Source organism: Mesorhizobium sp. RCAM 05099 (genome assembly GCF_059683685.1).
On sequence record NZ_CM185035.1, the window covers coordinates 2,439,843 to 2,462,039 of the forward strand.

The following is a 22,197-nucleotide window of genomic DNA, read 5'->3' on the forward strand; positions in this document are numbered from 1 at the left end:
TGCTCCGGCTTCTTCCCGACATCCGAGGTCAATTTCGTGCGTGAACCGTCGTTGCTGCCCATCTTTGGAAAACTCGGTGCCAAGGCACCCGTCGCCTTGGTGGCGGCGCCGGTCCGGTCGGCGGGCCTCGTGCCGCGCCTGCGAAAGCTGCTGGCCGAGCATGGCGGCATGCTGTTGAAGCTGTCGGTCATCGCCTGGACGGTGCTGATCCTGGGCGTGGTGTTTTTCATGATGCAGGGCTGAGGCAAGCCAGCATGGCCAATCGCTACACACTGCGCATGGAGCTTCCCCAGAGCTGGACCATTGTCGATGTCTTCACCGGCCAGCCAGCCGTGGTCAGGCAAAAAGTGATGGTCGGCATGAGCCCGCGCGAGGCCGAGGACATGGTCGTGCAGATGAATGTCCGCGACGTCAGGCGCCGGGAGAGAGCGGAGCGCAAGGATTGAGCGTTCCGGCTGCCAGCCCGGAGCGGGGGCCAAGACCTTGCCGCGCCGAAACCAGAGGATTCCCGTGAGAGCGAGCCTGAAGCAAAAGATACTGGAGGTCTGCGACCGCAAGATTTCCGAGAAAGGGCCTGCCGTCGGCGTGTCGTTCTACGCGTTTTTCGCCAACAGGAACGACGACCCCGAACTGCTGATGGAAGCAGCCGAATGGTGGATCAGAACCCACCGCCTCGACCATTTCGAAAAGGCCGAGAAGATACGCACGATGGTCGAGAACATGGACCTTTAATCGTCGTTTCATGCATGTCGTTGTCTCAAACCGAGACCACTCTTGAGCGACATGCGCCAGGGTGTGTTGAGATTCAGGTCAGGCTGAGCCGAGAATGGTGGTTTTCGAGAACCGGCGCGCAACGTACTTTTGGGTACGTGAGCACCGGAAGCGCAGAAAACTGCCGTTCGCAGGCCGGCATCACCTGAAACCCAACGCACGCAAGGCCGATCAGCCGAAATCGGCGGCCGTCAGCACATACATGCTCTTGCGGGTGCGGTCGTAGGCCTTGGCCGCCACGTCGCGGATGGCGCTGCTCTCGGTGTCGAATGTGGCGAGGTAACCGGCCTCGTTGGCCGCTGTCGCCGGCTGCATCCTGGTCATGGCGTCGGCGGCGACGGAAAACGAAATCTGGAACATGCCGTCATGGCCGACGAAACGGATGCGCTTGCCGGCTTCGTCATAGCTGCGGCTGCGGTTGGGGAATGTCAGGCTCATGTCTTGACCTCCGTTGCGGCCACCTTCTTGACCGCGCGCTTCTTCTTCGGCGTCGGGTTCAGGGCTTCCGCGACGCGGTCTGCCTCTTCCTTGGCCAGCCGCAATTCCCTGAGCCTTGCGGTCTTGATCTCCCGGGCCCTGGCTTCGGACATGTATTCAGCGGTTGCCTTGTTGCGCTCCGCCGTCTTCTTCTGCTTGTCGACAAAGCGGGCTTCAGCTTTTTCCATGATCGTCTGATTGCCTTCGGCCATCGAAGAAATCTCCCTTGTGCCTGAAATTGTGCAAATGAACTTGTCCGATAAATAGGTGTTCGATCGGCAAAATTCAATCTTTTGAAATATTTGACTTGGTTCCGATATCACGAAACGGCAGCCCGAAATAATACTTTTGAATATTTAATTCCGCCCGCGAATAATTTTTGGCACTCCTATCTATCGAGTGCCAAAGCGCCTATATGAGGGACGCGGCCGCCTATGCCGGCCCCAGAAAGAAGTTCTCATGAAGTTTCGGCCACTCCACGATCGCGTCGTCATTCGGCGCGCCGAAGGCGATATCAAATCCAAGGGCGGCATCATCATCCCCGACAATGCCAAGGAAAAGCCGCAGGAAGGCGAAGTCATCGCCGTTGGACCTGGCGCACGCGACGAAAATGGCGCGCTTGTTCCGCTCGACGTCAAGGCCGGCGATACCATCCTGTTCGGCAAATGGTCGGGCACCGAGGTCAAGATCGACGGCGAGGACCTTCTGATCATGAAGGAAGCCGACATCATGGGCGTCATCGAGAAGACCGTGGCCGCCAAGAAAGCCGCCTGACCTCACTCCCTCTGAACGAACTGGATAAAAAATGTCTGCCAAGGAAATCAAATTCTCCACCGATGCGCGCGACCGCATGCTGCGCGGCGTCGAGATCCTCACCAATGCGGTGAAGGTCACGCTCGGCCCCAAGGGCCGCAACGTCATCATCGACAAGGCCTATGGCGCGCCGCGCATCACCAAGGACGGCGTCACCGTCGCCAAGGAAATCGAGCTTGCCGACAAGTTCGAGAACATGGGCGCGCAGATGGTGCGCGAAGTGGCCTCGAAGACCAACGACCTCGCCGGTGACGGCACCACCACCGCCACGGTGCTGGCCGCTTCGATCCTGCGCGAAGGCGCCAAGCTGGTCGCCGCCGGCATGAACCCGATGGACCTCAAGCGCGGCATCGACCAGGCCGTCGCCGCCGTCGTCGGGGAAATCAAGGCCAAGGCCAAGAAGGTCAAGTCGTCGGCCGAGATCGCCCAGGTCGGCACCATCGCCGCCAATGGCGACGCAACCGTCGGCGAGATGATCGCCAAGGCGATGGACAAGGTCGGCAATGACGGCGTCATCACCGTCGAGGAAGCCAAGACCGCCGAAACCGAACTCGACGTCGTCGAGGGCATGCAGTTCGACCGCGGCTATCTCTCACCCTATTTCGTCACCAATGCCGACAAGATGCGCGTCGAGCTGGAAGAGCCTTACGTGCTCATCCACGAGAAGAAGCTCGGCAATCTGCAGGCGATGCTGCCGATCCTCGAGGCGGTCGTCCAGAACGGCAGGCCGCTGCTGATCATTTCGGAAGACGTCGAAGGCGAGGCTCTGGCCACGTTGGTCGTCAACAAGCTGCGCGGCGGCCTCAAGGTCGCGGCGGTCAAGGCGCCGGGCTTCGGCGATCGCCGCAAGGCGATGTTGGAAGACATCGCCGTGCTCACCGCCGGCCAGATGATTTCCGAGGATCTCGGCATCAAGCTCGAAAACGTCACCATCGACATGCTCGGCCGCGCCAAGCGCGTGCTGATCGAGAAGGACACCACCACGATCATCGACGGCGCCGGCACCAAGGCGACCATCCAGGCGCGCGTCGCGCAGATCAAGGGCCAGATCGAGGAGACCACCTCCGACTACGACAAGGAAAAGCTGCAGGAGCGGCTGGCCAAGCTCTCCGGCGGTGTTGCCGTCATTCGTGTTGGCGGCGTCACCGAGTCGGAAGTCAAGGAAAAGAAGGACCGCATCGACGACGCGCTGAACGCAACGCGCGCGGCGGTTGAAGAAGGCATCGTGCCCGGCGGCGGCGTGGCTCTGCTGCGTGCCAGGTCGGCGCTTGCCGGCCTGACCGGCGCCAATGACGATGTCACGGCTGGCATCTCCATCGTGCTTCGCGCGCTGGAAGCCCCGATCCGCCAGATCGCCGAGAATTCCGGCGTCGAAGGCTCGATCGTCGTCGGCAAGCTCACCGACAGCAAGGACCACAATCAGGGCTTCGACGCCCAGAACGAGGTCTATGTCGACATGATCAAGGCGGGTATCGTCGATCCGGCGAAAGTGGTGCGCACCGCGCTGCAGGACGCCGGCTCGATCGCCGCGCTTCTGATCACCGCCGAAGCCATGATCACCGACATTCCGGCCAAGGACGCAGCGCCCGCGGGCGGCAATGGCGGCGGCATGGGCGGCTACTAAGATTCAGGTGATGCCGGTCTGCAAACGGCTGATACCTTCGCTTCCGGTGCTCACGTACCCAAAGTACGCTCCGCTCCGGTTCTCGGTATCAGCCGTTTTCGACTCGGCCTGACCTGAATCTACGCCGGTTCTAGGAACCGGGATTACCGCCGGGGGATTTCTCCCGGCGCGCAGGCCTCTAGCCCAGGAGACGGATCCATGATCACGTTCGTGCGGAAGCCAGAAACGGTCGTCACGACCGAAAAAACCGAGGAAAGCCGCTTCGACCGCATCCGCAGGATTGCCGCCGACAAGCATCGGAAATCCGATTCCGACACGGCCAGTCCGCCAAAGGGCGAACCCAAGCGTCCGATGTAGGGCTCGCGCTACTTTCCACTCAGCCTAAGCACCACGTCGCGCGTCAGCGGCGCGAGCTCGATGTCGTGGGTCGAGGCGGGGTCCAGCCAGATCATCTCCTCGATCTCGGCCGCCGCTGCCGGCTGGCTCTCGATCGGCTGTGCGGCAAAAGTGAGGGCGAACAACTCCGCCTCGACCGTGCTGTCAGGCTCATTGGCCGCCTTGGCCGAAAACAGGCCGAGCCGGGAAGCCATGCCCGGGTCGATCACCAGCCCGAGTTCCTCGCGCAATTCGCGCACCAGGGCATCGACCGGCTCCTCGTCCGGCTCGATCTTGCCGCCGGGCTGCATGAAGGCGCTGGTGCCGCGCTTGCGCACCAGAAGCAATCTGCCCGATGCGTCGGCGATGACTGCGGCGGCAATCCTGATCTTGCGGCTTTCGGAGCGGATGGGATTCACGCTAGTATCGTCCGGTGATCGTTTGGTGCAAGGCATGCCGAGTTTGACAGCCTGTCGAAGCAACCGCGATTCTGAGTACGGAGACAAGCCATGTTTGCGGCCAAGGCCATCGATACCACTGACAAGGCCGCGTTCTACCGCGACCTCGCCACGCAATTGAAGGCGCTGCTCGAGGGCGAGCGCGACTCGATTGCGAACGCCGCCAACACCGCCGCGCTGATCTTCCAGATGGTGCCGGACCTCAACTGGGCCGGCTTTTATTTCCTGGCATCCGACGAGGAACTGGTGCTGGGGCCGTTCCAGGGCAAGCCGGCCTGCGTGCGCATCGCCGTCGGCAAGGGCGTGTGCGGAACCGCGGTCGAACTCGGCTCCTCGATGCTGATCAAGGATGTGCATGATTTTCCCGGCCACATCGCCTGCGATGCCGACTCGCGCTCGGAACTGGTCGTGCTGCTCGAAGACGATGAAGGCGTCTTCGGCGTGCTCGACCTCGACAGCCCGCTGCCTGGGCGCTTCGACCAGGCCGACCAGGCCGGCATAGAGACGCTGGCGGCGATCTATGTCGCGACGAGTTCCTTCGAGGATTGATCAGCCGACAAGCTTCACCAGCATCAGGCTGAAGCCGCCGATGAACAGGAAGGCCGAGAAGGCGAGCGCCAGCGGGCGCAGGCCACGCGAGCGCAGCTGCGAAATATCGGCCTGCAGGCCCATGGCGGCCAGCCCCATGGTCAGCATGATGGTGGTGGCTATCGCCATCGCCGATTTCACTTCGGCCGGCACCGCGACCAGGCTGTTCAGCGCCACGACGGCGACGAAAGCGGCGACGAACCACGGCATGGGCGGCCGCGCCCCGGATTGATCGCTTGCCTGATCGCTGCTCTTGCGGCGCGCCATCAGGCCGAGCGCGATGACCATAGGAGCCAGCATGGCGACGCGGGTGAGCTTGGCGACGGTGGCGATCTCGCCAGACTGGGTGCCGTTCTGGAAGCCGGCGCCGATGACTTGCGCCACCTCATGGATCGAGGCGCCGGCCCACAGGCCGAAGGCGTGCTGGTCGAGGCCGAGTACGGACGCCAGCAGCGGGAAGCCGAGCATGGCGACGGTGCCGAACAGCGTGATCGAGGCGACGGCGTAGGTGACGTCCTCGTCGCGTGCATCGGTGACGATGTTGGTGGCGACGATGGCCGAGGCGCCGCAGATCGAGGTGCCGGCGGCGATCAGCTGCGCCAGCCTGGCGTCGACGCCGATCAGCCGGCCGAGCGTGACGGTGAAGACGAAGGTGGCGCCGAGCGTCAGTGCAACAATGCCGACGCCGCTGGCGCCGATCGACACCACCTGGCCAAGCGTCAGCTGGAAGCCGAGCAGCACGATGGCGAAGCGCAACAGCCGGCGCTGCGAAAAGGCGATGCCGGCCCCGGCGTGGGCGGGCGTGCCGAGCACATTGGAGTAGATCATGCCGGCGACGACGGCGAGGATCATTGGGCTGAACAAAGCGAAGCCGGAGACATTGCGGGCCGAGAAGGCGACGCCCGTGATCATCGCGACAAGGACGATGCCGGGGATGATCCCATTCCACACCGAATTGAGGCGGTTCCGGTGCCCGGCCGGATCGGCGGAAATCAGGCTGTTGGGAATATCGTTCGCGATGTGGGTAAGGAAAGACAATGCAATGCTCCAGGCGAGTAGGCCGGAGGAATGCCATTCCTGAACCGATCTTTCCAACGAATTATTCTCGTTAGAATGATCGATTTTTACGAACGGTTGGAGTTGAGGACCATTCAACCATCCGACTACAGCAATTCCTGCCATCGTCGCGCGCCATGAACCACGCGTACAATCTCGGCGCCGTCATCGATCTGGCGATACAGGATCAGGTAATTTCCGGCGGGGACCGTGCGCAAGCCCGCTCGCACTTGCGGCCGGGCAACACCCATTCCCGGCATATCGGCGATACGTTGGCAATGGGCATGGATCTCATCATACCAACGCAACGCTGCGGACGGGCTATCCTCGGCGATGTAGAGCGCGATGGCCTCGATGTCCGCTTCGGCTTCCGGCCGTAGGCGCAGCGTCATCGCGACGTGCGCTCAGCGATCTTTGCATCGAGCTTGCTTTTGATCCGGGCGAAGGCTTCGCGTCCGTCGACGGCGTTGCCGCTTGCCAAGCCTTCGTCCCAAAGCCGTCCCAACTCGTCGACAGCCTGATCGCGTTGCGTCCGGCGAAACTTCCACTCGCGAAGCGCCTCACGCATGACTTCGCTCGCCGAGGCGTATTCGCCGGCCGCGACGACCTCGCGCATCATGCTTGCCATTTCAGGGGTGAGGGCAACGCTCACTTTCTCGACATTCGCCATATGTGTCTTCTCCTGCATACGCAAGGTAGGCAAGTTTACCACCAGCCGCAAGGACGACCTATCTCATCCGCTACGACATACCGTCAAAGCTGCGCTTCGATGGCCGCCTTGTCGATGACCGACCAGACATGCCTGATCCTGCCGTCGAGAAATTCATAGAAAACGTTCTCGCTGAAGGAGACTTTCCTGCCGTTGACAGGCAGGCCAAGGAAATTTGCCGTTGGCGTGCAGTTGAACTGAAGCCGGCTGGCTATGAACGGCGTATCGGAGACCAGCAGCTGGATGTCGAAATAGAGGTCGGGAATTTCGGAAAAGTCCCGTTCCAGCATCTTGCGGTACCCGGCCAATCCGATCCGGTCGCCATTGTAGTGCACCTCGTCATGAACGAACCGGTGAAGGTTTCGCCAGTCCTGATTGTTGAGGCAGGCGATATAGCCGAGATAGGTGTCGGTAAGATCGGGGTCGGTCACGGCGATTGCTCCGGTGCTTCCGTCAGATCACGTTCAGCCAGGAAGATAGAACACTCCCAGATGCAGTCCAGATGGACTGCGCTCTGGCGACTGTTCCATCCGGAATGAATCGGGATGGAACTCTATCCGTTTGTTTGAGCACGGTCTTTTGCGAAAACCGGGCTCCATTTCTCGGCCCTAGCCACGATAGCGCAGGGCATCGACCAGCAACGAGAAGGCGGGCGTCGCCTGGCGGCGGCTGGGGTAATAGAGGTGATAGCCGGCGAAGGGCGCGCACCAGTCGGCGAGCACCCGCACCAGCCGGCCGTCGGCCAGGCAGGTCGTCACCTGGTCCTCGGGCAGATAGGCGAGACCCAATCCGGCAAGGGGCGTGCCCGAGCGAGCGGTCGTGTCTCAGCTTGGAATCTGGCTTTCCGCGAACTCGCGTCTCGCGGCGGTGAAAACCTCGCGGGCGGCGTCCGCATTCATGGCGGCGATTGCAAGGCCGATGACAATGTCCGGCCAGGCCGAGTTCCACACAAATGCCGTGACCAGGCCGGCGGCGATGATTGCCACATTCGCCAGGACATCGTTGCGTGCCGACAGGAATGCCGCGTGAGTGAGGCTGCCGCTGTGATGGCGATAGCGAGCGAGCATGAGCGCGCATGACAGGTTGACGAGGATCGCGCCAGCAGCGGTCAGCGTCAGCGGAACGGGCGCCGGCGGAATTGGAATGTTGAACTTCTGCCAGGCCGTCCAAAGGGTCGCCAAGGCCGGGATCAGGAGTACCCCCGCCAAGGCCATTCCGAGCCGTGCTCGATTGCGGATGGTCCAGCCCAGCGCGACCATGATCAGCAGGTTGACGGATGCATCCTCAAGAAAATCGATGCTGTCGGCGAACAGCGATACCGATCCGATCCAGACGGCTACGGCAAACTCGATTCCGAAATAGCCAAGGTTCAGGATGGCGACCATCCGCACCGTCTTGTTCAGCGTCCCGGTCATATCTTGTCCATCGATCCATTGCCGTTACGGCCGTTACGGCAAAGCATATATAGCGATTCCCTGCTTGGCGGACCTGAAGGCCAGAACCGCGTCGCCGATATGGGACATTACCGATCGAGCGGCCGTCTTGACAGCGCCGCTGCTCCTGTTCCAGCTTGACGCCATGTTCGTCCTTGCGCCCGCCAACACCAAGCGACGCCGCTCCCGCACGGTGCGGAGCGGCGAGCTGATCGCGCGACGACAAAGACCGGCACGATAGATCCGGTTCGTTCGTTTCCCAGCCCCGCCCGCGAAACCGCCGGCGGGGTTTTCCATGTCTGGAGCATTGTGATGACCATCGTTACTTCCATCTGGCTTCGGCCGGCCGAACCCGCTGATGCCACAGCCATCAGGGATATCGTGCGCGCCGCCTATGCCAAGTGGGTGCCGCTGATCGGCCGCGAGCCGCTGCCGATGCGCGCCGACTACGACAAGGCCGTTGCCGAGCACTCGTTCGATCTCGCCATCGAGGAGGGCCGCATGGTCGGGATGATCGAAACCATGCTGGCCGACGATCATCTCTGGATCGAGAATGTCTGCGTCGCGCCGCTGGCGCAGGGCAGGGGGATCGGCCGGCTGCTGCTGGAACAGGCCGAGCGCAGGGCGGGTGAAGCCGGCCGGCGCGAGCTTCAGCTGCTGACCAATGGCGCCTTCGAGGCCAATGTGTCGCTGTACAAACGGCACGGCTATGTAATCGACCGCGAAGAGCCGTTCATGGGCGGAATGACGGTCTATATGAGCAAGAAACTGGCGCGATAGCCGGCAATCGGAAGAGCGGGACTCGACAATGACTGCCAGGATCAGATTGAAGCAACTTCCCAGGCTTTACGCGATTTCGCGGCTTGAGCCGAACGACACCATTCCCGGTTGGGCGGACGGGCCCGGCTTTGTCAGCATCACCAGGACCGACGACGAACTTTCGATCGTCTGCCCGCAGGATCGCGTGCCGGATGCCGTCAGGCAGGACGGCGACTGGGTCGCCTTCAAATTCGAAGGGCCGTTTGCCTTCGGCGAGACCGGTATCGTGCTGTCGGTCATCAGGCCGTTGTCGGAAAACGGGTTGGGCATCTTCGTGGTGTCCACCTTCGATGGCGACCATCTCCTGGTGAAAGCGACGGATCAGGCCGCCGCGAGGCGGCTTCTGGTCGAGGCTGGACATACGTTGCTGTAGTCATCCTCACCAGGCAGGTGCTGGCCCCTGGCTCAACGACTGGCGCGCTGGCTCAACCATTTCGGGGGTTGCGTTTGACAACGCCGTTTGTGCATCGTTATTTCTAGCCAGATATGACGGTCGGCACGGCCACGCGGCACATCCCCTAGGAGCAAACCATGTCACACAATCTGCAGTTCTATATCGATGGCGCGTGGGTCGATCCTGTCGTGCCCAACACGCTCGATGTCATCGATCCGTCGAACGAAGACGCCTTCGCGCAGATCTCGCTTGGCTCCAAGGCCGATGTCGACAAGGCGGTGGCCGCCGCCAAGCGCGCCTTCAACACGTTCGGCTTCACGTCGGTCGAAGAGCGGCTCGATATCCTCAACCGCGTCATCGAGTCTACAAGAAGCGCAGCGCCGATCTGGCGCTGGCCGTGTCACGCGAGATGGGTGCGCCGCGCCAGTTCGCGCTCGACAGCCAGGTCGGTGTCGGGCTGGCGCATCTGCAGAAGATGGCGGAGGTTCTGAAGTCGTTCCAGTTCCGTCACGCCAAGGGCTCGTCGCTGATCGTCAAGGAGCCGATCGGCGTCGTCGGCCTGATCACGCCGTGGAACTGGCCGCTGAACCAGATTACCTGCAAGGTGGGTCCGGCGCTTGCCGCCGGCTGCACCATGGTGCTGAAGCCGTCGGAAATCGCGCCGCTCGACGCCATCATCTTTGCCGAGATCATCGACGAGGCCGGCGTGCCGAAGGGCGTGTTCAACCTCGTCAACGGCGATGGCCCGGGTGTCGGCCAGGCGCTTTCCAGCCACCCCGACATCGACATGATGTCGTTCACCGGTTCGACCCGCGCCGGCATCCTGGTGGCCAAGGCCGCCGCCGATACGGTCAAGCGCGTGCACCAGGAACTTGGTGGCAAGTCGGCCAACATCCTGTTCCCGGATGTCGATCTCGCCACCGCCGTCACCAAGGGCGTCGCCGGCTGCTTCGGCAACAGCGGCCAGTCCTGCAACGCGCCGACGCGCATGTTCGTGCCGCGCGACCGCCATGACGAGGCGGCGGGCTATGCCAAGGCAGCGGCGGAAAAGTTCACCGTCGGTCCCGCTGACGCCGCTGGCACCAGGCTTGGCCCGGTGGTCAGCCAAGTCCAGTTCGACAAGATCCAGGACCTCATCCAGAGCGGCATCGACGAGGGTGCGACGCTGGTCGCGGGCGGCCCCGGCCGGCCGGCTGAACTCAACCGCGGCTACTACATCCGGCCGACGGTGTTCGCCGACGTCACGCACGACATGCGCATCGCGCGCGAGGAGATCTTCGGGCCGGTGCTGGCGATCCTGCCCTATGACACCGTCGAACAGGCGGTCGAGCAGGCCAACGACACCGTCTACGGCCTGGCCTCCTACATCCAGGCCAAGGACATCAAGAAGGCGCGCGACGTGGCGGCGCGCATGCGCTCCGGCAACGTCTACATCAACTATCCGACCTGGGACGCCGGCCTGCCGTTCGGCGGCTACAAGCAGTCGGGCAACGGCCGCGAATATGCCGAATACGGGCTCGAGGATTTCCTCGAGATCAAGGGCATCGCGGGGTATGAGGCGGCGGAGTAGGCAAGACGCGCCGTCCGTTCGACACGGCACTCGGCCTGTTGGAGCCGGAATCATTGCGAGGTCGGCGCCGCCCCTCATCGCCCTGCCGGGCACTTCTCCCCGTATAGTGACGGGGAGAAGGGGGCTAGCCGCAACGCCGGTGCCTTTTCTTGCGACGCTGGTGATTGGCGAAACCGGCGATGACAGCGCCCCTCTCCCCGTCACTACGGGGAGAGGATGCCGGCAGGCAGGTGAGGGGCGGCACTTGGCCCGGCGATTGGCAGTCCCCCTTAAAGTTCGGAATTTTCATTGATCTGAAAGCCGTTGCCCTACGACCCCATCCTTGCCATTTGGCAAATCCATGCTATATATCTGCCAATAGCGAGGGAGCGAAAATGCAGCTTCAGCCCATAGTCACGACACCGTCCACGGTTGGCAGCGTCATTACCGACGACGAGGCGGGCGCGCTGGCGCGCACCACGGTCAACCTGTTCAAGGCCTGGAATCTCACCGATAGCGAGGCCTGCATCCTGCTCGGCGGCATGTCGGCGCGCACCTGGGCACGCTGGAAGGAAGGCGGCATCGGCAGGATCGACCGCGACCTGCGCACCCGCATGGCGCACCTGATGGGCATCCACAAAGGCCTGCGCTATCTCTTCACCGAGCCGGCGCGCGGCTACGCCTGGATCCGCAAGCCCAATGCCACCTTCGGCGGCCAGTCGGCCCTCGACCTGATGCTGCGCGGAGAAATCGCCGATCTCGCCGCGATGCGCGAATGGCTCGATGCGGAGCGTGGTGCATGGTGAGTGGGCTTGCGGTCCGTCGCCGCGTCGACTGGCACCAGACCTTCCGCATCATCCGCTCCATCCATCCCCCGATCGACCTCTTCGAGGACATTGCCGACCCGCGCGACTGGGAGGCACTGGCGGCCGTCGAGGAGAAGACGAACCCGCGCATCCGGCTCGAACTCGGCGACCTCGGCAAGGTGCCGGCGGCAAGGCGGGTTTCCGGCCCCGGCGCCAGCTTCGTGATGGCGCCCTTCGTGCATTGTTCGACGCTGCGGCCGGGCCGGTTCTCGGATGGCAGCTACGGAATCTACTATGCCGGCGACAGCGAGGAGGTGGCGCTGGCCGAAACCATCCACCACCATCAGAAATTCATGCGCGCCACCAACGAGGATGCGGGCTGGACGGCGGATTTCCGCGTGCTGATCGGCAGTGTCGACCGCGACCTCGACGACGTGAACGCGGTGCCCGGCGTGCTCGACCCGGACGACTACACCGCCTCGCAGGCGGAAGGGCGCGCCCTGCGGGCCGCCGGCAGCGACGGGCTGGTGTGGAACAGCGTGCGCAGACGGGGCGGGGGCTGCATCGGTATCTTCTGGCCGGACGCGATCACCGTTCCGGTCCAGGGCCGGCATTACAGCTACCACTGGGACGGCGCTCGCGTGGATTTCGTGCGCCAGCACGATACGGGAAAGGTGCTGGCGGTCGTATAGTGGCAGGCGAAGGCGCTGCCTCCAGATCGCTTTACAGATCGCAGGGAAGGCGGTATCTAGAAATCCATAAATCCAAGGATTCGGATATATGGATAAAAAAGGCACGTTGAACGCGCTGGCCGCGCTTGGCCAGGAGACGCGGCTGGATGTCTTCCGGCTGCTGGTGCGCGCCGGTCCGGAAGGCATTGCGGCGGGCGAGATCGCCACAAGGCTGGATACGGTCCAGAACACCATGTCGGCGCATTTGAAGGTGCTGGCCCATGCCGGGCTGATCCGCCCCGAACGCGACGGCCGCATCGTGCGCTACGTCGCCGACATGACCGGCTTCCGCGACCTTTTGGCCTATCTGATGGAAGATTGCTGCAACGGGGCGCCGGAGCTCTGCCGTCCCGTCATCAATGCCGTGGCGTGCGGCTGTTAATCTTGTGTGGGAGCAATCGCCAATGAGCAATCCGACATTCAACGTGCTGTTTCTGTGCACCGGCAATTCGGCCCGGTCGATCCTTGCCGAAGCGATCCTGAACCGTGTCGGCGCCGGAAAGTTCAAGGCCTATTCGGCCGGATCGCAGCCGAAAGGCGAGGTGCATCCCTACGCGCTGCAATTGCTGAAAAGCCTCAACTACGACACGTCTTTCGCTCGCTCGAAGAGCTGGGAAGAGTTCGCGGTTCCCGGCGCGCCGGAGATGAACTTCGTCTTCACGGTCTGCGACAACGCCGCCAACGAGTCCTGTCCAATCTGGCCGGGGCAGCCGATGACGGCACATTGGGGCATTCCCGATCCCGCTGCCGTCGAAGGCACGGACGCCGAAAAGCATCTCGCCTTCGCCGAAGCCTACCGCATGCTCAACAACCGGATCTCGACCTTCGTCAGTCTGCCGGTGAACATGGTCGACAAGCTCGCCCTGCAGAAGCGGCTGGACGAGATCGGCCGCAACCTGCCGAAGGCCGGCTGAGCCAAGGAACCTCATCATGACCGATCACGTTCTGAACGCTGGCGAGGCGGCGCGCCCCGGCATCGGCTTCGTCGAGAAATACCTGACGGTGTGGGTGGCGCTGTGCATCGTCGCTGGTGTCGCGCTCGGCCATTTGCTGCCGGGCGTGTTCGGCGCCATCGCGGCGGCCGAAATCGCCAGGGTCAACATTCCCGTCGCCGTGCTGATCTGGCTGATGATCGTGCCGATGCTGTTGCGCGTCGACTTCGCCTCGCTGGCCAGCGTCGGCACCTATTGGCGCGGCATCGGCGTGACGCTGTTCATCAACTGGGCGGTGAAGCCGTTCTCGATGGCGCTGCTCGGCTGGCTCTTCATCGGCTGGCTGCTGCGGCCGTGGCTGCCCGCCGCGCAGATCGATTCCTACATCGCCGGGCTGATCATCCTGGCCGCGGCCCCGTGCACGGCAATGGTGTTCGTCTGGTCGAACCTGACGCGCGGCGAGCCGAATTTCACGCTGTCGCAAGTGGCGCTCAACGACGCGATCATGATCGTCGCCTTCGCGCCCATCGTCGGGCTGCTGCTCGGCCTGTCGGCGATCACCGTGCCATGGGGCACGCTGGTGCTGTCGGTCGCGCTCTACATCGTCCTGCCGGTGATCGTCGCGCAGCTGGTCCGCGCCCGGCTGTTGGCGGCGAAGGGGCAGGGCGGGCTCGATGCGCTGCTGGCCGCGCTGCAGCCCTTGTCACTGGTTGCCCTGCTGGCGACGCTGGTGCTTCTGTTCGGCTTCCAGGGCGAGCAGATCATCGCCCAGCCGCTGGTGATCGCGCTGCTGGCGGTGCCGATCCTGATTCAGGTCTACTTCAACTCCGGCCTTGCCTATCTGCTCAACCGCATCACAGGCGAGCGGCACTGCGTGGCCGGGCCCTCGGCGCTGATCGGCGCGTCGAACTTCTTCGAGCTGGCGGTGGCGGCGGCGATCGCGCTGTTCGGGCTGAATTCGGGTGCGGCGCTGGCGACCGTGGTCGGCGTCCTCATCGAGGTTCCGGTCATGCTGTCGGTGGTGTGGATCGTCAATCGCAGCAAGGGCTGGTACGAAGAGGGCGCCGCCGTCAGGAACACCATGTCGACAGAGAGGGCCGCGAAGTGACCGTCACCATCTATCACAATCCGGCCTGCGGCACGTCGCGCAACACGCTGGCGATTATCCGGCAGTCCGGCGAGGAGCCGGAGGTGATCGAATATCTGAAGACGCCGCCGTCACGGCAAAGACTGGTCGAGCTGATCGCGGAGATGGGCATGAAGCCGCGCGAGTTGCTGCGCGAGAAGGGCACGCCCTATGCCGAACTCGGCCTTGCCGATCCGAAATGGTCCGACGACGAGATCCTCGATTTCATGCTGGCGCATCCGATCCTGATCAACCGGCCGATCGTCGTCAGCCCGCTCGGTGTCGTCCTGGCACGGCCGTCGGAAAAGGTGCTGGACATCCTGCCCAACCCGGAGATCGGCGCGTTCACCAAGGAGGATGGCGAGGTGGTCAACGCGGGCAAGCGCGCCGGCCGATAGTATTTCTATATTCTTCGAAATAGTCTTGACGGTTCGAAAAGTGTCGTGTAGGTTATTTCGATGAAACTCGAAAAAGCAGCCTCCCAGCTCGAAGCGCTCGGCAACCCGACACGGCTTCAACTTTACCGCATCCTGGTGCGCGCCGGCGAGGGCGGGCTGCCCGTGGGCAGCGTCCAGGGCAAGCTAGATATTCCCTCCTCGACGCTGTCGCATCACCTCAAGCGGCTGGTCGACACCGGTCTGGTGACGCAGGAGCGGCAAGCGACGACGCTGATCTGCCGCGCCAACTATCCCGGCATGAATGCCCTGATCGGCTATCTCGCCGACGAGTGCTGCGCCGACGCCAGTTGCGCGCCCGCCGTCGGCAAGGCGCTGGCTTGATTTTTTTGTCTCAATAATTCGAAGATACCGGAAGGATCGAACCAATGGACATGATGGCAAACCTTCCCGTCGCGGTGATCGGCGCTGGCCCGGTCGGCCTCGCCGCCGCCGCGCATCTCGTCGAGCGCGGCATCCGTCCGCTCATCCTCGAACGCGGTGAAAGCGTTGGCGCGGCACTGCTCGAATGGGGTCATGTGCGGGTGTTTTCGCCTTGGGAATACAATATCGACGCGGCGGCGCGGGCGCTGCTCGACCGCTCCGGCTGGACGGCGCCGGCCATGCGCGGCCTGCCGACCGGCGGCGAGATCGTGCGCGATTATCTGGCGCCGCTCGCCGCACTTCCCGCGATCGCCGACAATTTGAAGCTCGGCGCCGAGGTCACCGCGATCACCCGCCAGGGACATGACAAGGTCGCCAATGAGGGACGCAAGGACGCGCCCTTCGTCATCCGCTATCGCGATGCCGGCGGCGAGCACCGCGTTCTCGCACGCGCCGTCATCGACGCCTCCGGAACATGGTGGCGGCCGAACCCGATCGGCGTCGACGGGTTGCCGGTTGCCGGCGAAGGCGCGGCCTCGGCGCGCATCGCCTATGGTATTCCCGACGTGGTCGGCAAGGCGAGAAAAGACTATGCGGGCAAGCGCGTCCTCGTCATCGGCGGCGGGCATTCGGCCATCAACGTCGCGCTGGCGCTGATGGAATTGCGGGCCGCGGCACCGGGCACCGAGATCTTCTGGGCGCTGCGCCACGGCAGCGTCGAGAGATTGCTTGGCGGCGGGCTGAACGACCAGTTGCCCGAACGCGGCGCGCTGGGGCTGGCCGCCAAGCAGGCGATGGCGGACGGCAGGCTGAACATGCTGGCTCCCTTCGCCGTCAACCGCATCGCAATGCAGGGCGAGGGGCTCGCCGTCGACGCCAGCCTGGCCGGCAAGCCGTTCAGCCTTGCCGTCGACCGTATCGTCGTCGCCACCGGCTTCCGGCCCGACCTGTCGTTCCTCAGCGAAATCCGCATCGCGCTCGATCCCGTTGTCGAAGCGCCGCCGGCGCTGGCGCCGCTGATCGATCCGAACTTTCACTCCTGCGGCACGGTTCCGGCGCATGGCATCCGCGAACTCGCCCATCCCGAACCCGGCTTCACCATCGTTGGCTCGAAATCCTACGGCCGCGCCCCGACCTTCCTGATGGCTACCGGCTACGAGCAGGTCCGCTCCGTGGTCGCCGACATTGCCGGAGATCACGCAGCCGCCCGCGAGGTGCACCTGGTGCTGCCGGAGACCGGCGTGTGCAGCGCCGATGTCGTGGTGGGACCGGAGGACAGTGCGGGTTGCTGCGGCGGGCCTGCTCCCGCCACTGCCGATGCGTGCTGTGTCAGGGATGCCGACGCCAAGGCAAGTGGCGCATCGGGCTGCGGCTGCGGAACCGCGCCGACCGGCACCGAGGCGAAAAAAGTCGTGGCGGCCGGCGTCGATGCCTGACCGGTCCGCCCTGCGCAAGGCGATCTGGGGGCTCGGGCTGACCCAGATCATCGGCTATGGCACGCTCTATTACAGCTTCTCGATCCTGGCGCCGGCGATGGCCCGGGAATTCGGCCTCACGCAAGGGTGGGTGTTCGGCGCCCTGTCCGCCTCGCTGTTCGCCGGCAGCCTGTTCGCGCCGACGGCGGGGCGTTGGGCCGACCGCTTCGGCGCCGGGCGCATCATGACCATCGGCTCGGTCGCCGCGGCCATAGCGCTGGCGCTGTGCGCCGTCTCGCCCGGCCGGGTGACGTTCGTTCTCGCGCTGCTGGCGATGGAGCTGGCTTCCAGCTTCGTCCTCTACGCGCCGCCTTCGTGGCGATCGTGCAGATTGGTGTTCCCAGGCCGCAACGCAGTATCACCCACCTGACGCTCATCGCGGGATTCGCCTCGACCCTGTTCTGGCCGCTGACCTCGGCGCTGCATGCCCATCTGACATGGCGCGAGGTCTACCTGCTGTTCGCCGCGCTCAATCTCGGGCTCTGCCTGCCGATCCACGCCTGGCTGATGCGCCTGTCGCGCCGCCACGCGACGGTCGCGCCGCAAGGCGAGGGACGAGCCCTGGCGCATGAAGCGGGCGCGCCGCTCGATGCGCGCCGCGGACGGGTGGCGTTTCTCCTCATGCTGGCGGGTTTCGCCACCGAGGGTTTCGTGCTGTCGGCGATCCTCATCCACATGGTGCCGCTGACGGCGGCACTTGGGCTGGGCACCGCCGGCCTCTTCGTTTCGACCCTGTTCGGGCCGGCGCAGGTCGCCAGCCGGCTGGTCAACATGCTGTTTGGCGGGCGCCTTCAGCAAACGCATCTCGCCGTCATCGCCGCGTCGCTGCTCACGGCCGGGCTGTGCGCGCTGCTGCTGACCACGCCATGGCTGCCCGGCGCCTTCCTGTTCGTGTTCCTGTTCGGCCTCGGTTCCGGCCTCACCAGCATCGTCGGCGGCACCTTGCCGCTCGAGCTCTTCGGCCGCGAAGGCTATGGCGCGCGGCTGGGCTGGGCGAGTGCGGCCCGCCAGTTCACGTCGTCCTTCGCGCCGTTCGCGCTCGCCTTCATGATGGCGCGGACATCCGTCGCCAATTCGCTGTGGGTGCTGGTGGCCGCCGCCGCGACCGGCGTGATCGCGTTCCTTGCCATCGCGCTTTTGAGAGGGCCCGCCGGCCGGGTTGCGTTCGCGATTGGGGGCAATCCGGAAGAGGCGACCTAAAGCGCGGCGGGATGCCGTGCCTTCAATGCCTGAGTATCTTGCTGAGGAAGGCGCACGTGCGGTCGGTCTTGGGGTACGTGAAGAACTCGTCCGGGGTGCCGCTTTCTCCGATCGCCGGCAAGAATGGAATGGTATTCCTGCCATATCGTCTCTAGCCGATCTATATATCGGTTGAGATCGATGCAGGTGAAGATGGACAACGACATCATATTGAAGGCGCTGGCGCATCCGTTTCGACGGGATGTCCTGGCGTGGCTGAAGGAGCCTGAACGGCACTTCGCCGCGCAGGCGCATCCGCTCGAGATGGGTGTCTGCGCCAGCCAGTTCGACCGTCGCGGCCTGGCGCAGTCCAGCGTCTCGGCGCATCTGGCGACGCTGGCGTCGGCCGACCTCGTCACGACACGGCGGGTCGGCCAATGGGTCTTCTACAAGCGCAATGAAGAAACCATCGCCGCCTTCCAGGCCGCCCTATCCGATCTCTGACAATCCTCCCCCGTCCCCCCACGAAAGGCTTTTTCTCATGACTACACTCTTTGATCCGCTGCAGGCCGGCGACCTGGCGCTGGCGAACCGCATCGTCATGGCGCCGCTGACGCGCAATCGTTCACCCAATGCGGTCCCCGGCGACCTCTCGGTCACCTATTATGGCCAGCGCGCCACGGCCGGGCTGATCGTGACGGAGGCCACCGCCATCAGCCATCAGGGCCAGGGCTATGCCGACGTGCCCGGCCTCTATGGCGCGGACCAGCTTGCCGGCTGGAAGCGTGTCACGGACGCGGTCCATAGAGCCGGCGGCAAGATCGTGGTCCAGCTCTGGCATGTCGGACGCATCTCACATGTTTCGTTGCAGCCCGGCGGCGGCAAGCCGGTGGCGCCGTCGGCGATCAGGGCAAACTCCAAAACCTTCCTGGTCAAGCCGGATGGCAGCGGCGAGTTCGCCGAGACCTCCGAGCCGCGCGCGCTAGATGCGGCCGAAATCCCCGGCATCGTCGACGATTTCCGCCGCGCCGCCAAGGCGGCGATCGAGGTAGCGGGTTTCGACGGCGTCGAGATCCATGGTGCCAATGGCTATCTCGTCGACCAGTTCCTGCGCTCGGGCACCAACCATCGCACCGATGACTATGGCGGCTCCATCGAGAACCGGACGCGCTTCCTGTTCGTGGTGGTCGACGCGGTCACGGGCGCCGTCGGTGCCGGCAGGACCGGGATCCGGCTGTCGCCGGTGACGCCCGCCAACGACACTTCGGATGCCAATCCGCAGCCGTTGTTCAACCATGTGGTGGCGGGCCTGGGCAGCCGGGGCCTGGCCTATATCCATATCGTGGAAGGCGCGACCGGCGGCGCGCGCGACTTCAGCCAGGGCGACAAGCCGTTCGACTACGCGGAACTCAAGGCCACCTATCACAAGGCTGGCGGACGCGGTGCCTGGCTGGTGAACAATGGCTACGACAAGGACCTGGCCGAAAAGGCCGTTGCCGACGGCAAGGCGGACCTTGTCGCGTTCGGCAAGCTGTTCATCGCCAATCCCGACCTCGTCAGCCGGTTGAAGCGGAATGCTGAACTCAACGCCCCCGACAAGGCGACGTTCTATGGCGGCGACGCCAGGGGCTATACGGACTATCCGACGGCAGCCTGAGCACCCAACCGGACGGCTTGCCCTTTCGCGCGCAGCGGAAGGGCAGCCGGTCGGCCTGTCACGACGACCGATGACCGGACTGAACAATTCGGCCCGGACGGCGTCCAGATCCGTTGCAAGGCAACGCTATTCTTCGATTGATACAACGGTCGCCGGACAGATTGACGGGAAGCGCCGAGAAGGCGCTCCCTGTCGCCGCCCTCAATGCCTGAGTATCTTGCTCAGGAAGGCGCGGCTGCGGTCGGTCTTGGGATGCGAGAAGAACTCGTCCGGCGTGCCGCTTTCGACAATGGCGCCGGCGTCCATGAACACCACGCGCTGGGCGACCTTGCGGGCAAAGCCCATCTCATGCGTCACCACCATCATGGTCATGCCTTCCTCGGCGACGGCGACCATGACGTCGAGCACTTCGGAGATCATCTCGGGATCGAGCGCGGAGGTCGGTTCGTCGAACAGCATGATCTTGGGCCGCATGCCGAGGCAGCGGGCGATCGCCACGCGCTGCTGCTGGCCGCCGGAAAGCTGCGCCGGATAGGCGTCGACCTTGTCGGCGAGACCGACCTTGGCCAGCAATTCGCGCCCGGCCTGTTCGGCCTCGGCGCGCGGGATCTTGCGGACATGGATGGGGGCGAGCGTGACGTTCTCGAGCGCGGTCTTGTGCGGGTAGAGGTTGAACGACTGGAAGACGAAGCCGATCTCGGTGCGCAGCTGCGTCATGTTGGTGGTGGGGTCGCCTAGGCGCTGGCCGTCGACGATGAGATCGCCGTCCTTGATCGTCTCCAGGCCGTTGATGCAGCGGATCAGCGTGCTCTTGCCCGAGCCGCTCGGGCCGCAGACGACGACCACTTCGCGCGGCTCGACGCTGAGCGTGATGTCCTTCAGCACGTTGAGCGCGCCGAACCATTTGTTGACGCGGCGAAAGTCGATCATGCCGGTTTTGGTCATGCTTGCCGGACCTTTGGGGTTCGATGTCACAACTGCACCTCGCCATGGGCCGCGCCCATGCGGCGTTCGAGCCGGCGGGCCAGCATGATCAGGGGATAGCAGACGATGAAATAGCCAACGCCGACGAGGAAGAACACCAGCAGGCCGTTGGGCACGCGCTGCACCACCAGCCAGCCGACGCGGGTGAGGTCGGTGAGCCCGATCGCCGAGACGACAGAGGAATCCTTGATCAGCAGCACATATTGTCCGACCAGCGGCGGCAGCACGATGCGCATCGCCTGCGGCAGCACCACCGGCGCATGCGCTGCCAGCGCGACAGGCCCGATGCCAGTGCCGCCTCGACCTGGCCGGTCGGCACCGAGCGGATGCCGGCGGCGACGATCTCGCAGATGAAGCAGGCAGCCAGATTGGTCAGCGCGATGATGCCGGCGGTGAAGGCGTCGAGCTCGATGCCGAACTCCGGCAGGATGAAGAAGATCAGGAAGATCTGCACCAGGAACGGCGTGCCGCGGATCAGGTCGACCCAGGCGCCGATCACCGAGCTGATCAGCCGGTTGCCGCCGGTCCGCAAGATGCCGAGGCCGAAGCCGAGCAGGGTGCCGAGCACCAGGCTGATCAGCGACAGCACCACTGTCATGCCGAGGCCGCGCAAGGCGAGGGGATAGGAGCCGGCGAGGCTGAGGAACTGTTGCCAGATCATGTGCGCGCCCCCGCCGTGCCGAGCCAGCGGCTGGACAGCGCGGCCAGTCCCTTCAGGCAGTAATAGAGCAAGAGGTAGAAGGCGGCGATGGTGAGAAACCCTTCCGCCGGCATGAAGCGGTCGGAGGCGAGCAACTGGCCGGCGCGCGTCAGCTCGGCGACCGAGATCAGCGACAGCAGCGCGGAATCCTTGACCAGCACGATCGCCTGGCCGAGCAGCGGCGGGATTGTCACCTTGAAGGCTTGCGGCAGGATGACGAGGCGCATGCGCTGGACGTAGGTCATGCCCGAGGCGACGCTGGCTTCGACCTGGCCGCGCGAGATCGACAGGATGCCGGCGCGAATGATTTCAGCGACATAGGCGCCGCTGTTCAGCGACAGCGCGAGGATGCCGACGACCAATTCCGGCAGGACGAAGCCGAGCCGCGGCAGGCCGAAATAGAGGAAATAGAGCTGCGCCAGCAGGGGCGTGGCGCGCACGGCGTCGATATAGGCCTTGGCCGGCGCGCGAAACAACCAGCCGCGCTGCAGGTTCATGGCGCACAGCACGATGCCGACGGCGAGCGCGCCGACAAAGGACAGCGCCGACAGCCAGACGGTCGTGATCAGGCCCTGCCCGAACAGAGGCAGGTACTCGACGATGGTGCGGAAGCTGAAGTTCTCGAGCATCGTTGGGTGAATTCCCTGAGGCGCCCAAGGGCGACGGACGAAGCAAGTGACGAAGCGAATTCCAGGCGGCTTCGCGGCGCCGAAGGCGCGCGCG

The 22,197-nt window shown here is 64.2% G+C and carries 31 protein-coding genes and 3 pseudogenes; 21 read left to right on the forward strand and 13 right to left on the reverse strand.

Features of this window, described 5'->3' with window-relative positions:
- Positions 1 to 36: 36 nt before the first annotated feature.
- The 3 genes from AC56QQ_RS11990 to AC56QQ_RS12000 all read left to right on the forward strand — a co-directional run bounded on the left by AC56QQ_RS11990 (position 37) and on the right by AC56QQ_RS12000 (position 732).
- On the forward strand, positions 37 to 243 hold the full coding sequence (locus tag AC56QQ_RS11990; RefSeq protein ID WP_497127327.1) for a hypothetical protein: 207 nt from the start codon (positions 37 to 39) through the stop codon (positions 241 to 243).
- Between the two features lie 11 nt (positions 244 to 254).
- Positions 255 to 446, forward strand: coding sequence for a hypothetical protein (locus tag AC56QQ_RS11995; RefSeq protein WP_091584990.1), 192 nt, complete (start codon positions 255 to 257; stop codon positions 444 to 446).
- 64 nt (positions 447 to 510) lie between these two features.
- Positions 511 to 732 (forward strand): DUF6500 family protein, encoded by a 222-nt coding sequence (locus AC56QQ_RS12000; RefSeq protein ID WP_497127329.1) that lies wholly within the window; start codon positions 511 to 513, stop codon positions 730 to 732.
- 210 nt (positions 733 to 942) lie between these two features.
- On the opposite strand, the gene AC56QQ_RS12005 is transcribed toward AC56QQ_RS12000, so the two are convergent.
- Together AC56QQ_RS12005 and AC56QQ_RS12010 are read right to left on the reverse strand one after the other, a co-directional pair.
- Positions 943 to 1,209, reverse strand: coding sequence for a DUF1488 family protein (locus AC56QQ_RS12005; RefSeq protein WP_172349346.1), 267 nt, complete (start codon positions 1,207 to 1,209; stop codon positions 943 to 945).
- Positions 1,206 to 1,460 carry a hypothetical protein gene (locus AC56QQ_RS12010; protein ID WP_269907048.1) on the reverse strand — a complete coding sequence of 85 codons (255 nt, stop codon included), beginning with the start codon at positions 1,458 to 1,460 and terminating at the stop codon, positions 1,206 to 1,208. Before AC56QQ_RS12010 ends, AC56QQ_RS12005 begins: the two co-directional genes overlap by 4 nt.
- Positions 1,461 to 1,707: 247 nt before the next feature.
- On the opposite strand from AC56QQ_RS12010, the gene AC56QQ_RS12015 reads away from it, so the two are divergent.
- The 3 genes from AC56QQ_RS12015 to AC56QQ_RS12025 all read left to right on the forward strand — a co-directional run bounded on the left by AC56QQ_RS12015 (position 1,708) and on the right by AC56QQ_RS12025 (position 4,042).
- Entirely contained in the window at positions 1,708 to 2,022 is a 315-nt protein-coding gene (locus AC56QQ_RS12015; RefSeq protein WP_091584984.1) for a co-chaperone GroES, read from the forward strand.
- Between the two features lie 31 nt (positions 2,023 to 2,053).
- Positions 2,054 to 3,685, forward strand: coding sequence for a chaperonin GroEL (gene groL / locus AC56QQ_RS12020; protein ID WP_489862525.1), 1,632 nt, complete (start codon positions 2,054 to 2,056; stop codon positions 3,683 to 3,685).
- Between the two features lie 198 nt (positions 3,686 to 3,883).
- Positions 3,884 to 4,042, forward strand: a complete 159-nt coding sequence (locus tag AC56QQ_RS12025) for a hypothetical protein (protein WP_167365270.1) — start codon at positions 3,884 to 3,886, stop codon at positions 4,040 to 4,042.
- Positions 4,043 to 4,050: 8 nt separating this feature from the next.
- On the opposite strand, the gene AC56QQ_RS12030 is transcribed toward AC56QQ_RS12025, so the two are convergent.
- Positions 4,051 to 4,479, reverse strand: a complete 429-nt coding sequence (locus tag AC56QQ_RS12030; RefSeq protein ID WP_497127331.1) for an NUDIX hydrolase — start codon at positions 4,477 to 4,479, stop codon at positions 4,051 to 4,053.
- A 90-nt stretch (positions 4,480 to 4,569) separates the two neighbouring features.
- Here AC56QQ_RS12030 and AC56QQ_RS12035 point away from each other — a divergent pair, with 90 nt between their 5' ends.
- A complete protein-coding gene (locus AC56QQ_RS12035) occupies positions 4,570 to 5,067 on the forward strand; it encodes a GAF domain-containing protein (protein WP_489862523.1) in 498 nt (165 codons plus the stop codon).
- Here AC56QQ_RS12035 and AC56QQ_RS12040 read toward each other — a convergent pair whose 3' ends face one another.
- The 6 genes and pseudogenes from AC56QQ_RS12040 to AC56QQ_RS12065 all read right to left on the reverse strand — a co-directional run bounded on the left by AC56QQ_RS12040 (position 5,068) and on the right by AC56QQ_RS12065 (position 8,286).
- Positions 5,068 to 6,144 carry a YeiH family protein gene (locus tag AC56QQ_RS12040; protein ID WP_497128966.1) on the reverse strand — a complete coding sequence of 359 codons (1,077 nt, stop codon included), beginning with the start codon at positions 6,142 to 6,144 and terminating at the stop codon, positions 5,068 to 5,070.
- Between the two features lie 125 nt (positions 6,145 to 6,269).
- Positions 6,270 to 6,554: a type II toxin-antitoxin system RelE/ParE family toxin gene (locus tag AC56QQ_RS12045; protein ID WP_497127333.1), complete on the reverse strand. Its 285-nt coding sequence runs from the start codon at positions 6,552 to 6,554 to the stop codon at positions 6,270 to 6,272.
- Positions 6,551 to 6,874 (reverse strand): type II toxin-antitoxin system ParD family antitoxin, encoded by a 324-nt coding sequence (locus AC56QQ_RS12050; protein ID WP_497128969.1) that lies wholly within the window; start codon positions 6,872 to 6,874, stop codon positions 6,551 to 6,553. Before AC56QQ_RS12050 ends, AC56QQ_RS12045 begins: the two co-directional genes overlap by 4 nt.
- A 41-nt stretch (positions 6,875 to 6,915) precedes the next feature.
- Complete coding sequence (locus tag AC56QQ_RS12055) at positions 6,916 to 7,302, reverse strand: ester cyclase (protein ID WP_497127335.1); 387 nt, start codon at positions 7,300 to 7,302, stop codon at positions 6,916 to 6,918.
- Between the two features lie 177 nt (positions 7,303 to 7,479).
- Positions 7,480 to 7,683, reverse strand: a pseudogene (locus AC56QQ_RS12060) (LysR substrate-binding domain-containing protein); the annotation flags it as partial.
- Positions 7,684 to 7,695: 12 nt separating this feature from the next.
- Positions 7,696 to 8,286, reverse strand: coding sequence for a cation efflux transmembrane domain-containing protein (locus tag AC56QQ_RS12065; protein ID WP_497127337.1), 591 nt, complete (start codon positions 8,284 to 8,286; stop codon positions 7,696 to 7,698).
- Between the two features lie 330 nt (positions 8,287 to 8,616).
- On the opposite strand from AC56QQ_RS12065, the gene AC56QQ_RS12070 reads away from it, so the two are divergent.
- From AC56QQ_RS12070 to AC56QQ_RS12135, 14 genes and pseudogenes are all read left to right on the forward strand, one after another.
- A complete protein-coding gene (locus AC56QQ_RS12070; RefSeq protein WP_497127339.1) occupies positions 8,617 to 9,084 on the forward strand; it encodes a GNAT family N-acetyltransferase in 468 nt (155 codons plus the stop codon).
- 28 nt (positions 9,085 to 9,112) lie between these two features.
- On the forward strand, positions 9,113 to 9,496 hold the full coding sequence (locus AC56QQ_RS12075) for an ACT domain-containing protein (protein ID WP_497127341.1): 384 nt from the start codon (positions 9,113 to 9,115) through the stop codon (positions 9,494 to 9,496).
- Between the two features lie 158 nt (positions 9,497 to 9,654).
- Positions 9,655 to 11,087, forward strand: a pseudogene (locus tag AC56QQ_RS12080) (aldehyde dehydrogenase family protein).
- A gap of 374 nt (positions 11,088 to 11,461) precedes the next feature.
- Positions 11,462 to 11,872, forward strand: coding sequence for an antitoxin Xre-like helix-turn-helix domain-containing protein (locus tag AC56QQ_RS12085; protein WP_489862513.1), 411 nt, complete (start codon positions 11,462 to 11,464; stop codon positions 11,870 to 11,872).
- Positions 11,866 to 12,564, forward strand: a complete 699-nt coding sequence (locus AC56QQ_RS12090; protein WP_497127343.1) for an RES family NAD+ phosphorylase — start codon at positions 11,866 to 11,868, stop codon at positions 12,562 to 12,564. The genes AC56QQ_RS12085 and AC56QQ_RS12090 overlap by 7 nt, the downstream gene beginning before the upstream one ends.
- Positions 12,565 to 12,652: 88 nt before the next feature.
- Entirely contained in the window at positions 12,653 to 12,985 is a 333-nt protein-coding gene (locus AC56QQ_RS12095; protein ID WP_269907025.1) for an ArsR/SmtB family transcription factor, read from the forward strand.
- A 22-nt stretch (positions 12,986 to 13,007) separates the two neighbouring features.
- Complete coding sequence (locus AC56QQ_RS12100) at positions 13,008 to 13,517, forward strand: arsenate reductase ArsC (RefSeq protein WP_497127345.1); 510 nt, start codon at positions 13,008 to 13,010, stop codon at positions 13,515 to 13,517.
- A gap of 16 nt (positions 13,518 to 13,533) precedes the next feature.
- Positions 13,534 to 14,643: an ACR3 family arsenite efflux transporter gene (gene arsB / locus AC56QQ_RS12105; RefSeq protein ID WP_497127347.1), complete on the forward strand. Its 1,110-nt coding sequence runs from the start codon at positions 13,534 to 13,536 to the stop codon at positions 14,641 to 14,643.
- Complete coding sequence (gene arsC, locus AC56QQ_RS12110) at positions 14,640 to 15,059, forward strand: arsenate reductase (glutaredoxin) (protein ID WP_497127349.1); 420 nt, start codon at positions 14,640 to 14,642, stop codon at positions 15,057 to 15,059. The genes arsB and arsC overlap by 4 nt, the downstream gene beginning before the upstream one ends.
- Before the next feature lie 60 nt (positions 15,060 to 15,119).
- Positions 15,120 to 15,440, forward strand: coding sequence for an ArsR/SmtB family transcription factor (locus AC56QQ_RS12115; protein WP_256752284.1), 321 nt, complete (start codon positions 15,120 to 15,122; stop codon positions 15,438 to 15,440).
- 44 nt (positions 15,441 to 15,484) lie between these two features.
- The gene (locus AC56QQ_RS12120; RefSeq protein ID WP_497127351.1) at positions 15,485 to 16,915 is read left to right on the forward strand and encodes an NAD(P)-binding domain-containing protein; all 1,431 of its coding nucleotides are present in this window, start codon (positions 15,485 to 15,487) and stop codon (positions 16,913 to 16,915) included.
- Positions 16,908 to 18,154 (forward strand): annotated as a pseudogene (gene arsK, locus AC56QQ_RS12125) (arsenite efflux MFS transporter ArsK). Before AC56QQ_RS12120 ends, arsK begins: the two are co-directional and overlap by 8 nt.
- A 192-nt stretch (positions 18,155 to 18,346) precedes the next feature.
- Positions 18,347 to 18,637, forward strand: coding sequence for an ArsR/SmtB family transcription factor (locus tag AC56QQ_RS12130; protein ID WP_489863497.1), 291 nt, complete (start codon positions 18,347 to 18,349; stop codon positions 18,635 to 18,637).
- Positions 18,638 to 18,674: 37 nt separating this feature from the next.
- On the forward strand, positions 18,675 to 19,790 hold the full coding sequence (locus tag AC56QQ_RS12135; RefSeq protein ID WP_497127353.1) for an alkene reductase: 1,116 nt from the start codon (positions 18,675 to 18,677) through the stop codon (positions 19,788 to 19,790).
- Positions 19,791 to 19,991: 201 nt separating this feature from the next.
- Here AC56QQ_RS12135 and AC56QQ_RS12140 read toward each other — a convergent pair whose 3' ends face one another.
- From AC56QQ_RS12140 to AC56QQ_RS12155, 4 genes are read right to left on the reverse strand one after another with little or no spacing between them, the layout of a single operon-like run.
- Entirely contained in the window at positions 19,992 to 20,735 is a 744-nt protein-coding gene (locus AC56QQ_RS12140; RefSeq protein ID WP_497127355.1) for an amino acid ABC transporter ATP-binding protein, read from the reverse strand.
- A gap of 26 nt (positions 20,736 to 20,761) precedes the next feature.
- Positions 20,762 to 21,001, reverse strand: coding sequence for a hypothetical protein (locus tag AC56QQ_RS12145; protein WP_497127358.1), 240 nt, complete (start codon positions 20,999 to 21,001; stop codon positions 20,762 to 20,764).
- Complete coding sequence (locus tag AC56QQ_RS12150) at positions 20,965 to 21,435, reverse strand: ABC transporter permease subunit (protein WP_497127360.1); 471 nt, start codon at positions 21,433 to 21,435, stop codon at positions 20,965 to 20,967. The genes AC56QQ_RS12145 and AC56QQ_RS12150 overlap by 37 nt, the downstream gene beginning before the upstream one ends.
- Positions 21,432 to 22,103 carry an amino acid ABC transporter permease gene (locus AC56QQ_RS12155; RefSeq protein WP_489862503.1) on the reverse strand — a complete coding sequence of 224 codons (672 nt, stop codon included), beginning with the start codon at positions 22,101 to 22,103 and terminating at the stop codon, positions 21,432 to 21,434. The genes AC56QQ_RS12150 and AC56QQ_RS12155 overlap by 4 nt, the downstream gene beginning before the upstream one ends.
- Positions 22,104 to 22,197: the final 94 nt, after the last annotated feature.